This window comes from Sulfitobacter sp. GN1-4 (assembly GCF_055693825.1).
On record NZ_JBVFUQ010000003.1, the window covers coordinates 1,890,405 to 1,902,065 of the forward strand.

An 11,661-nucleotide genomic window follows, 5' to 3' on the forward strand; every position below is an offset into this window, starting at 1 on the left:
GCGACATGAAGAATGTCGCGGATTGATCTGACGCTGGGGCCAAAAACAGGCACGCAGGGACAGAAGCCCGATGGAGGTCGCGCTATGATTCAGGTTCTCTCAAGCGCATGGGCGCTGTTGTTTGGCATGTTCCTGTTGATGCTGGGGAACGGCATGCAGGGCACGCTTCTGGGGATCCGGGGCGGGATTGAGGAATTCTCAACCCTGGAGATGTCCATCGTCATGTCGGCCTATTTCGTGGGCTTTCTGGGCGGCTCTCGCATGGCGCCGGGGATGATCCGGCGGGTGGGCCACGTGCGTGTGTTTGCGGCATTGGCCTCGATGATCTCGGCTGTGATCATCCTTTATCCCACATTTCCGAATGTGATCATCTGGTCCTTGGGCCGTGTGTTGATCGGGTTCTGTTTTTCTGCCGTTTATGTGACCGCAGAAAGCTGGCTGAACAACGCGGCAACAAACGAAAACCGGGGGCAGGCGCTATCGCTTTATATGATTGTGCAAACCCTGGGGATTGTGGCCGCCCAGGCGCTGTTGCTGGCCGCGGACCCATCGGGCTATGTGCTTTTGTCATCCCATCGGTGCTGGTGAGCCTCGCGATCACGCCTATTTTGTTGTCGATCAGTCCGACGCCGGCGTTTGAAACCACCAAACCCATGAGCCTGCGCGAACTTGTCGGGTATTCCCCTTTGGGCTGCGTCGGCATGTTTTTGCTGGGGGGCGTGTTTTCGGCCCAGTTCGGCATGGCACCGGTCTACGGGGCCGAAGCGGGGCTGAGCGTGGCGCAGATCTCCATGTTTGTGGCGACCTTCTTTGTCGGATCGGTGTTCTTGCAATACCCCATCGGCTGGATTTCAGACCGGATCGACCGGCGTTTTCTGATCGTCGTCGTGTCCTGCATTGGCGCGGGGGGCTCTGTGCTGGGCATGTTGCTGGGCGATGTCTTTGCCCTGCTGCTGGTGTCCGCCTTTGTGGTGGGGGGCATGTCCAACCCGCTTTATTCGCTGTTGCTTGCCCACACCAATGACTTTCTGGAACACGAAGACATGGCCGCCGCGTCGGGCGGTATGGTGTTCATCAACGGGCTTGGGGCGATCTTGGGGCCGATCATCACAGGGTGGTTGATGGGCACAACCACGGGGCCCGGCGGCTTTTACCTCTTTACGGCCGTGCTTTTCGTTTTGCTGGCCGGTTACGCCACCTACCGCTCCACACAACGTAAAGGTGTCCCTGTCGAAGAGACCGGCGATTATGTCGTTCTTGCCCCCTCAGCAACGGCGGTGGCTGTTGAATATGCGCAAGAAGTTGCCATCGAGGCGGACCAAGAGGCTAATTCTGCAGCATGATGGCGCAAACATGTCGTGAATGATACAAATCGTGACTGGGCTTACTTGTATTTCACGGCCAGAGTGAAAAGGTTATCCACAGGTTAAATGTGGACCGATTAGAGGGACAAAGGACAGGACAATGATGGGCCCGAAGGATATTCTGGCGTACTGGCTTGATGAAGTAAGCGAAAAGAGCTGGTATGAGGTGAACCCTGCGCTGGATGCGGAAATTACCGAGAAATTCGAAGCCACGTGGCGCGCCGCCTGTGAGGGCAAGTTCTCGCTCTGGTTGACTTATCCCAGCGGTGCTTTGGCTTACATCATCCTGACCGATCAATTCTCTCGGAACATGTTCCGGGGCAGTTCCAAGGCGTTTGCCAGCGACCGGATGGCGCTTGCGGTGGCGAAATCCGCCATCGACAAAGGCTGGGACATGCGCATTGACGAACCCGCGCGGCAGTTCTTTTACCTGCCTTTGATGCATTCTGAGAACCTGTGCGATCAGGACCGCGCTGTGCGCCTGATCTGCGACCGGATGCCAGAATCCGGGGCCAGCAACCTGCTGCATGCCCGCGCGCACCGCCAGGTGATCCGCGACTTTGGCCGCTTTCCTTACCGCAACGAAGCCTTGGGGCGCAGCCACACCTCACAAGAGGCCGCCTATATCAGCGGCGGTGGCTATGGCGCGACCATCCGGTCCTTGCAGGGTGAAAGCGTCGCGGCCTAATCCGCGCTGAACCTTGGTCAAAAACGCCAGCGATTGATCTGCGTCAATGTCGCGGTTGTGGCTCTGTGAAATGTAGTTTAATGGTAAACTATATTTGAACACCCACACTGCGAGGTTTTTCCATGGCTGCACAATCCTTTGATCTTGTCGTGATCGGCGCAGGCCCCGGCGGCTATGTGGCCGCGATCCGCGGGGCGCAGCTGGGCATGAAAGTGGCCATTGTGGAACGCGAACACCTGGGCGGCATTTGCCTGAACTGGGGCTGCATCCCGACCAAAGCGATGTTGCGGTCGTCTGAGGTTTTCCACCTGATGGAGCGGGCCAAGGAATTTGGCCTGAAGGCCGATGGCATCGGCTATGACCTGGATGCCGTGGTCAAACGGTCGCGCAAGGTGGCAGGCCAGTTGTCAGGTGGCATTGGTCATCTGATGAAAAAGAACAAAGTGACCGTTGTCATGGGAGAGGCGACGATCCCTGCCAAAGGCAAGGTCAGCGTCAAAACCGACAAAGGCACAGAAGAGCTGACCGCCCCCAACATCATTCTGGCCACAGGCGCGCGTGCCCGTGAACTGCCCGGACTGGCGGCGGACGGCGATCTGGTCTGGACCTACAAAGCCGCGCTGCAGCCCAAGCGGATGCCGAAGAAACTGCTGGTCATCGGTTCAGGCGCCATCGGGATTGAATTTGCCAGCTTCTACAACACGCTTGGGGCCGACACGACCGTGGTTGAGGTGATGGACCGCGTGCTGCCCGTTGAGGACGCTGAGATTTCAGCTTTTGCCAAGAAGGCTTTTGAAAAACAGGGCATGAAGATCATGCAAAAGGCGATGGTCAAACAGCTGGACCGCGCCAAAGGCAAGGTGACCGCGCATATTGAGGTGGGCGGCAAGATTGAGAAACATGACTTCGACACCGTGATCTCAGCTGTTGGGATTGTGGGGAATGTCGAAAACCTGGGGCTCGAGGCCTTGGGCGTTAAAATTGACCGCACCCATGTGGCCACGGATGAATACTGCCGCACCGGTGTTGAGGGGCTATATGCCATTGGCGACATCGCAGGCGCACCGCGGCTTGCGCACAAGGCCAGCCACGAAGGTGTCATGGTCGCGGATCTGATCGCCGGAAAGCACGCCCATCCGGTGAAGCCTGAAACCATCGCGGGGTGCACCTATTGTCATCCGCAAGTGGCCTCCGTCGGCTATACTGAGGCCAAGGCCAAAGAGCTGGGGTACGACATCAAGGTTGGCCGTTTCCCCTTTATTGGCAACGGCAAGGCCATCGCCCTGGGCGAAGAGAATGGCATGATCAAAACCATCTTTGATGCCAAGACAGGTGAGCTTTTGGGCGCGCATATGGTGGGTGCAGAAGTAACCGAGCTGATCCAGGGCTATGTGGTGGGCCGCCAGTTGGAGACCACGGAAGAAGACCTGATGAACACCGTCTTCCCGCACCCTACGCTGAGCGAAATGATGCACGAATCTGTGCTCGATGCCTATGACCGTGTGATCCATATGTAGGGTACGGCGGCCTGCATCCGCTGGACGGCCTTTGTCCCTCATTGGGCTCTCTCTACTGCCGGGCCCAGAGGGGCACCTCCCCAACACGCGGCTGGTTTGGGCGCGTCTGACTGGACGCGCGGCGCTTTGCTTGTCATAGACGGGGGCATCCATTTGTTCCCACGAAAGATCCGTTGATGACTGCGCGTGCGCCCACTGGCTTTGGCTTGATCTTGTTGCTCTGGGCTGCGGGCACTGGGGCTGCGGCGCAGTACGGCAAGATGTCGGTCATCTTTGATCTATTGCCCCAAGCCTATCCAGACGCCGGGGCCGCCGTGGGCTGGATCGTTTCGCTGGTGGGGTTTGTGGGCATTCTGTTCGGTGTCGTGGCAGGCCTGCTGGTGGCGCGCATCCGCTACCGCCGGGCGTTGCTTTGGGCGCTTTGGGTGGGGGCGGCGGTTTCTTGTGCGCAGGCGCTTTTGCCGCCCTTGCCTTGGATGCTGATAAGCCGCGTGGTCGAAGGGGCCTCGCATCTGGCCATTGTTGTCGCGGCCCCCACGTTGATTGCACAATTGGCCAGCGACCGGATGCGCGGCTTTGCGCTGACGCTGTGGGGTACTTTCTTTGGCGTGGCCTTTGCTGTGCTGGCCTTTGCCGGGCGGCCTTTGGCCCAAGCTTGGGGGTGCCGACACTTTTTGTGGCCCATGGGGCCTATCTGGCGGTCTTTGCCGTCATTTTGTCCGCCCGCCTGCGCGCGCTGCCCGAAGAAGGCGCGCAGGCTGCCTTTTCCTTCAAACAGGTTTTGGCGGATCACCTGGCAATCTACCGCTCGCCCTGGCTGTCTGCGGCGGCGGTGGGTTGGCTGTTCTACACCTTCAGTTTCGTGTCCATTTTAACGGTTATCCCGCCCTATATCGCCGACAGCCAGCGCGCCTTCGTGATGACGGCCATGCCATTGATGAGCATTGCCACATCCATGACCATCGGCGTGGCACTGTTGCGGGTGACCTCTGGGGTGGGCGTTGTGGTGCTGGGGTTTGCAACCTCTGCCTTGGCGATGATCTGGCTTTGGGTGGCGCCCGGTGATCCGGTGGCCTGCTTGGTGCTTGCGGGGACACTGGGCCTGATCCAGGGGGCAAGTTTTGCCGCTGTGCCGCAGCTCAACAGTAGCCCCGCCGAACAGGCCCAGGCCAATGGCGCGATGGCGCAGATGGGGAATGTGGGCAACACGCTTGGGACCCCCATCATGGCCTTTGCGCTGGTGCAGATGGGCTATTCCGCCCTGCCATTGCTGGCAGGGGTGGCTTTTGTGGCCGGGCTGGCGGGCCACTTGCTTTTGGCCGCGCGCAGGCGACGCGGCCAAACGCCGGCGTAGGGTCAGGACCCTAAGGGTGCCTATTTCACCTCAATGTTTGCGGCTGCCAGAGGCTCGCGGCTTTGGTTGATGATATATTCCACCACATAGGTGCCAGGCTCATCCGGCAGGGACACCTGAACCGTCGGCTCATCCCCCAACCGCTGGGTCGTGGCAAACCGGTGATAGCCCGTGGCATCGGGCGTGCGGATCCCGATGAAATCGTTGCGATACCCCGGTCCTTTCCAGCCCACTGTGATCTTCTCCCCCACAGCGCCACTGGGCGGCACGATCAGGGAGGCGGTGACAGGGCTAAGCGTGATCTCTTGCACAGCCAAAGGCGAGCGATCCTGATTGACGATATATTCGATCAGATAGGTGCCGGGGGCCGCTGGCATCAGCAGTTTCGCCGGATTGCCCTTATCGGCCCCAACCGTGTTGATGAACCGGTGATAGCCCGTGGCATCCGGGGCGCGCACGGCGATAAAGTCATTGCGGTAGGCCGGACCGGTCCAGCCGACGTCCACGGTTGAGCCTGCAGGCGCTGTGGTGGGGGCGATGACCTTGCCCTCAACCGCGACAATCTCAATCTCTTGCACGGCCATCGCTGTGCGGTCCTGACTTTCGATATATTCGATCAAATAACGCCCCGGCACTGTGGGCATCAGCAGTTTCGCCGGATTGCCGCGGTCTGCGGCAATTGTGTTGATGAACCGGTGATAGCCTTCCGCATCGGGAGCGCGCACCGCCAGAAAATCGTTCTTATAACCCGGACCCGTCCAGCCCACGTCAATGGTGGCCCCGGCAGAAGCGCTTGCAGGGGCGATGACCTTGGCAGACACGGCCTCAATCGTGATGGTCTGCGCGGCGATTGGCGCACGGTCCTGGCTGACGATGTATTCGATCACATAATCGCCCGGTTCTGTGGGCATCACCAATTTGGCAGGGTTGCCGCGATCAACGCCGACGGTGTTGACGAAGCGGTGATAGCCTGTCGCATCAGGCGCGCGTACGGCAATGAAGTCATTGCGGTAGGCGGGGCCGTCCCAGCCTACATCAATGGTGGCACCAGCCGCGGCAGTGGCCGGGGCGATAACCTTGGCGGCGACGGCCACAACCTCAATCTCATGCGCGGCCAGCGAGGAACGGTCCTGGGCTTCGATGTATTCGATCACATAGGTCCCGGGCTCAGTTGGCATCAGCAGTTGGGCGGGGTTCCCGTTACCCGTTGCCACGGTGTTGGCAAACCGGTGATAGCCCTCTGCATCGGGTGCACGTATGGCGATGAAATCATTGCGGTAATCGGGGCCTTTCCAGCCGACCTGAATGGTGTCCCCGGCCGTGGCCTGCGCAGGCGCGATAACGGCGGCCTCAACAGGTGTCACGGTGATGGCCGCCTCGGCCAGGGGGATACGCTCAGAATTCAGGATGTATTCGATCAGATAGGCACCCGGCTTGCTGGGCATTTGCAAGCTGACCGTTGCTGTATCGCCAAGCGAGGATGTGTTCACAAACCGGTGGTAGCCTGTCGCATCCGGGGCGCGGATCCCGATAAAGTCGTTCTTTTCCGCAGGCCCCTTCCAGCCGACCTCAATCGTGTCTCCTGCGGCGGCCTCTGCCGGGGCGGTGACAGTGGCTGTAGGCAGCTTTTCCTCAAACACCACTTCTACAAGCGTGTTGCCGCCTTCAATGGCGATAAAGTTCACCTCTCCGGTTTCTTCATCGGCGATGGAATAGGCGGTTGCGGTATAGGCCCCTTCCTCGAGCGCATAGGGCAGGGGGTTGCCCGCCTCATCACTGGCCACCGGGCCGTCATTGCCCGTGATGGACCATAAGACCGGGGTTTCGATGACTGTTTTCGCCTCTCCGATGACGGCTGAAAAGGTCATCTCAACCAGGATCGGCTCTGGCTCCGGTGGCGGGGCCTGGACCACGGCTGTGATGGCCAAATCGAGCTCACTGGCGTTGGCCGCGGTCAGGAACTGGCCGCCCGTTTCATCCGCAAGGCACTGCATTTGCGCCAAAGCGGCGGGATCATCTTCCACATCAAAACCAATGACATGGGCCGTAAAATCAATTCCAGCTTCTTCTAGCAAGCGGGCGGCGGCACAGGGATCAGGGTTACAGGTCTCCACCCCGTCTGAAACGAGGATGACCGTCGCGGCATCCTCCGTATAGCGCAGCGCCTCAGCGGCAGCGATCACCGCGTCCGTCATCGGCGTTTTGCCCAGTGGTTTGATCCCATTCACCGCATCTGAGATTTGCGCTGCCGTGCCGGGGGCAGGGGCCACGATGGTTTCGATATCGGTGCAATTGCCACGCTCCCGGTGGCCATAGACGGTCAGGCCAAGCCCCTGATCTGCGGGGAAATCCGACAGCAACCCGCTGACCACCTCCTGGGCGATGCCGATCTTGGCTGTCCCATCAATTTGGCCCCACATGGAGCCTGAGCCATCAAGCACCAGAATGGTGTTGGGTTGGTTTTGTGCAAATCCAGCGGTGGCAAGGCTGCCAAGCACCGCGCAGGTGGCGAGAAATCGCATAAGGGACCTCGGAATTTAGGAGTGGAACAAAAGAGACTTGGAATAATGAAACACGAGCAGAAAAACACGCCCGCCCCGTTCCATCAAGGTCGGGAAATCATGGCCTGACCCGTTTGACAGAAAACTGACCAAGGTCGGCAAATAATTTGCCTATGTTCTCTTAATGTTCTATTCAAGGGGTGGCAGTGCCGCGTGACAGCGTTATGTCTTACGCGTTGGGTCCGGGGGGCAGAATGGCAGAGCTTAAAAACATCGAAGTGCGCGGCGCGCGCGAGCATAATCTAAAAGGCATCGACGTGGACATCCCACGCGACAAACTGGTGGTGATCACCGGCTTGTCCGGCTCGGGCAAATCGTCCTTGGCATTTGATACGATCTACGCCGAAGGCCAGCGCCGCTATGTGGAATCGCTGTCGGCCTATGCGCGTCAGTTTTTGGACATGATGCAGAAGCCCGATGTGGATCACATCGCAGGGCTTAGCCCGGCCATTTCGATTGAACAAAAGACGACGTCGAAGAACCCTCGCTCCACAGTGGGGACGGTGACAGAGATTTATGACTACATGCGCCTGCTGTTTGCGCGGGTGGGCACGCCCTATAGCCCTGCCACCGGCAAACCGATTGAGGCGCAGCAGGTTCAGGACATGGTCGACCGGGTCATGGCGATGGAAGAGGGCACGCGCGCCTATCTTCTTGCGCCGATCATCCGGGACCGCAAAGGCGAATACCGCAAAGAATTCATTGAGTTGCGCAAGCAAGGCTTTCAACGGGTCAAGGTTGATGGCAGTTTCTATGAATTGGATGAGCCGCCCACGCTTGATAAGAAGTTCCGCCATGACATTGACGTGGTGGTGGACCGCATCGTGGTGCGTGAAGGGTTGGAGACACGGCTGGCCGACAGCCTGCGCACCGCGCTTGATTTGGCTGATGGCATTGCGATCATTGAAACCGCCCCGGCTGAGGGCGATCCGGTGCGCACGACGTTTTCTGAAAAGTTCGCCTGCCCGGACAGCGGTTTTACCATCCCTGAAATCGAACCGCGCCTGTTTTCCTTTAACGCGCCTTTTGGGGCCTGTCCCGATTGTGACGGGTTGGGGGTTGAGCTCTTTTTTGATGAACGCCTGGTGGTGCCGGATCAAAGCCTCAAGGTGTATGACGGCGCATTGGCCCCCTGGCGCAAGGGCAAGAGCCCTTATTTCAAACAGACGATTGAGGCCATCGCCAAACACTATGGCTTTAACCAAAACGCAAAGTGGAAAGACCTGGACCCTGCCGTGCAGCAGGTTTTCCTCTATGGCTCTGGTAAGGAAGAGATCAAATTCCGCTATGACGAGGGCGGCCGCGTCTATGAGGTGAGCCGGGTGTTTGAAGGCGTCATTCCCAACATGGAGCGGCGTTACCGCGAGACTGACAGCAACTGGATCCGCGAAGAGTTTGAGCGCTATCAGAACAACCGCCCCTGCGGGACCTGCGAAGGCTACCGTTTGCGCGCCGAAGCGCTGGCGGTAAAGATCGGCCCCGTCACGGGTGGCGCAGATGAATTGCTGCACGCAGGCCAGGTGGTACAGATGTCCATCCGCGAGGCCCATGATTGGTGCAAGCAGGTGCCGGAGCATCTGACAGACCAAAAGAATGAAATTGCCCGCGCCATTCTGAAGGAAATTCGCGAGCGTCTTGGATTTCTAAATAACGTTGGTTTAGAATACCTTACGCTTGCACGTTCAAGTGGTACATTAAGCGGTGGCGAAAGCCAGCGTATCCGTTTGGCCAGCCAGATCGGCTCGGGTCTTACAGGGGTGCTTTATGTCTTGGATGAACCGTCCATTGGTTTGCATCAGCGCGATAATGACCGGCTGCTGCAGACCCTGAAAAACCTCCGCGATCAGGGCAACACCGTGATTGTGGTAGAGCACGACGAAGAGGCGATCCGCGAAGCAGACTATGTTTTCGATATTGGGCCTGGGGCAGGCGTGCACGGCGGGCAGGTGGTCAGCCACGGCAAACCGGCCAAGATCGCGGCGGATAAGAAATCCATCACGGGCCAGTATCTGACCGGCGTGCGGGAGATTTCGATCCCTGCGGAGCGGCGCAAGGGAAACAAGAAAAAGATCAAAGTGGTGAACGCCACGGGCAACAACCTGCAAAACGTCACGGTTGATTTCCCGTTGGGCAAGTTTGTTTGCGTGACCGGCGTCAGCGGCGGGGGAAGTCCACGCTGACCATTGAGACGTTGTTCAAAACCGCCTCGATGAACCTGAACGGCGCGCGCCAGACCCCGGCCCCCTGTGACACGATCAAAGGGTTGGAGCACCTTGATAAGGTGATCGACATTGACCAACGCCCCATCGGGCGCACGCCCCGGTCAAACCCAGCAACCTATACGGGGGCCTTCACGCCCATCCGCGACTGGTTTGCCGGCCTCCCAGAGGCCAAGGCGCGCGGCTATAAGCCCGGGCGGTTCAGCTTTAACGTCAAGGGCGGGCGCTGTGAGGCGTGCCAGGGGGACGGTGTTATCAAGATTGAGATGCACTTTCTGCCGGATGTCTATGTGGAGTGTGAGACCTGCAAAGGCGCGCGCTACAACCGGGAGACGTTGGAGATCAAGTTCAAGGGCAAAAGCATCGCCGATGTCCTGGATATGACGGTGGAGGATGCCCAAGGTTTCTTTGCCGCAGTGCCGTCGATCCGCGAAAAGATGGACGCGTTGATGCGTGTTGGGCTGGGCTACATCAAGGTGGGCCAGCAGGCGACAACCCTGTCAGGTGGTGAGGCGCAGCGCGTGAAGCTGTCAAAGGAGTTGAGCAAAAGGTCCACCGGCCGGACGCTGTATATTCTCGATGAGCCGACCACCGGTCTGCATTTTGAGGATGTGCGTAAGTTGTTGGAAGTGCTGCATGAATTGGTGGATCAGGGCAATTCCGTGATTGTGATTGAACACAATCTGGATGTGGTGAAAACCGCCGACCACATCATCGATATCGGCCCTGAAGGCGGTGATGGCGGTGGCTGTGTGGTGGCCGAAGGCACGCCTGAAAAGGTGGCTGAGGTGGCGCAAAGCTATACCGGCAAGTACCTCAAGCCGATGCTGGAAAAACAGCGCGCTGTCGCAGCGGAATAGGGGTGACGTGGGGGCGGCGGGGCTGCAGGCTCACCAAAACCAAATGGTCCCAGAGCCACTCTTGCCCGGCTCCTGCCTGACAGGGCGCCCGCCGCTTGCCTAGTGAAATCAACGTATCCCCAAAGGGGCCCCGCGTGGATTTCCCGAGGCAATCGGCTGTCCCCTGTCTGACTTGAGCCAGGCAATGGCGGCTCCGAAACCAAAGGTTGGGGGATCTGGCTACTGGCTGCGGCCCTTGGCGGCAAAGCGGGGCAACATCGCAGAAAAATCCTGACCTTGGCCGCCTTCTTCTTCGACAAATTGGCGGTAGAGCGCCAAGGCCCGGGCTCCCATAGGGGTATCGGCATCCACGGCTTCAGCTGCCTGTTGGCTGAGGCCAAGGTCTTTGAGCATTAGTTCGGCGGCAAAACCTGGGGTGTAGTCATTGTCGGCGGGCGAAGTTGGGCCGACACCCGGTGCGGGGCAGTAGGCGTTCATCGACCAGGAATAGCCTGATGAGGTGGAGACAACATCGAACATCTTTTGCCGGTCGAGGCCTAATTTATCCGCCAAAGCAAAGGCTTCGCAGGTGGCGATCATGGTGGCCCCGAGGATCATGTTGTTGCAGATCTTGGCCGCTTGGCCCGCACCAGCCGCACCACAATGCACCGCCTTTTGGCCCATGATGTCAAAAAGCGGTTGCGCGCGGGCAAACGCATCGGCGCTGCCGCCTGCCATGAAGGTCAGCGTGCCCGCAGCTGCCCCGCCGATGCCGCCCGATACCGGGGCATCCACGGCCAAGAGGCCCGCGTTTTGTGCCAGATCGGCTGCGGCGCGGGCGCTTTCGACGTCAACGGTAGAGCAATCAATGAAAAGCGCTCCGGGGGCGGCAGAGGCTGTCACTTCAGCGGCGACTGCGCGCAGGATTTCCCCGTTTGGCAGCATGGTCACGATGACTTCTGCGCCCTCTACAGCCTCGGCGATGTTGGCGGCGGCGGCGACGCCCACAGCCGTGGTGCCCGCCACGTCATATCCGGTGACCTTATGTCCGGCTGCCGCCAGATTGGCGGCCATCGGTGCGCCCATGTTGCCCAAGCCAATGAAACCAATGGTGTGCAT

The 11,661-nt window shown here is 59.3% G+C and carries 6 protein-coding genes and 2 pseudogenes; 6 read left to right on the forward strand and 2 right to left on the reverse strand.

From position 1 onward, the window contains the following. Positions 1-84: 84 nt before the first annotated feature. From ACZ1HM_RS09860 to ACZ1HM_RS09880, 5 genes and pseudogenes are all read left to right on the forward strand, one after another. Positions 85-1,343: pseudogene (locus ACZ1HM_RS09860) on the forward strand (MFS transporter). A gap of 121 nt (positions 1,344-1,464) precedes the next feature. Beyond that, complete coding sequence (locus ACZ1HM_RS09865; RefSeq protein ID WP_472742625.1) at positions 1,465-2,052, forward strand: DUF924 family protein; 588 nt, start codon at positions 1,465-1,467, stop codon at positions 2,050-2,052. Between the two features lie 122 nt (positions 2,053-2,174). Next, complete coding sequence (gene lpdA, locus ACZ1HM_RS09870) at positions 2,175-3,569, forward strand: dihydrolipoyl dehydrogenase (RefSeq protein ID WP_472742626.1); 1,395 nt, start codon at positions 2,175-2,177, stop codon at positions 3,567-3,569. A 176-nt stretch (positions 3,570-3,745) separates the two neighbouring features. Next, on the forward strand, positions 3,746-4,444 hold the full coding sequence (locus ACZ1HM_RS09875) for an MFS transporter (protein WP_472742627.1): 699 nt from the start codon (positions 3,746-3,748) through the stop codon (positions 4,442-4,444). Next, positions 4,432-4,923 (forward strand): hypothetical protein, encoded by a 492-nt coding sequence (locus tag ACZ1HM_RS09880; RefSeq protein WP_472742628.1) that lies wholly within the window; start codon positions 4,432-4,434, stop codon positions 4,921-4,923. The genes ACZ1HM_RS09875 and ACZ1HM_RS09880 overlap by 13 nt, the downstream gene beginning before the upstream one ends. A 20-nt stretch (positions 4,924-4,943) precedes the next feature. Here ACZ1HM_RS09880 and ACZ1HM_RS09885 read toward each other — a convergent pair whose 3' ends face one another. Then, positions 4,944-7,445 (reverse strand): vWA domain-containing protein, encoded by a 2,502-nt coding sequence (locus ACZ1HM_RS09885; protein WP_472742629.1) that lies wholly within the window; start codon positions 7,443-7,445, stop codon positions 4,944-4,946. 233 nt (positions 7,446-7,678) lie between these two features. Between ACZ1HM_RS09885 and uvrA the strand changes: the two are divergent. Next, positions 7,679-10,563, forward strand: a pseudogene (gene uvrA, locus ACZ1HM_RS09890) (excinuclease ABC subunit UvrA). A 219-nt stretch (positions 10,564-10,782) separates the two neighbouring features. On the opposite strand, the gene mmsB reads toward uvrA, so the two are convergent. After that, positions 10,783-11,661 carry a 3-hydroxyisobutyrate dehydrogenase gene (gene mmsB / locus ACZ1HM_RS09895; RefSeq protein WP_472742630.1) on the reverse strand — a complete coding sequence of 293 codons (879 nt, stop codon included), beginning with the start codon at positions 11,659-11,661 and terminating at the stop codon, positions 10,783-10,785.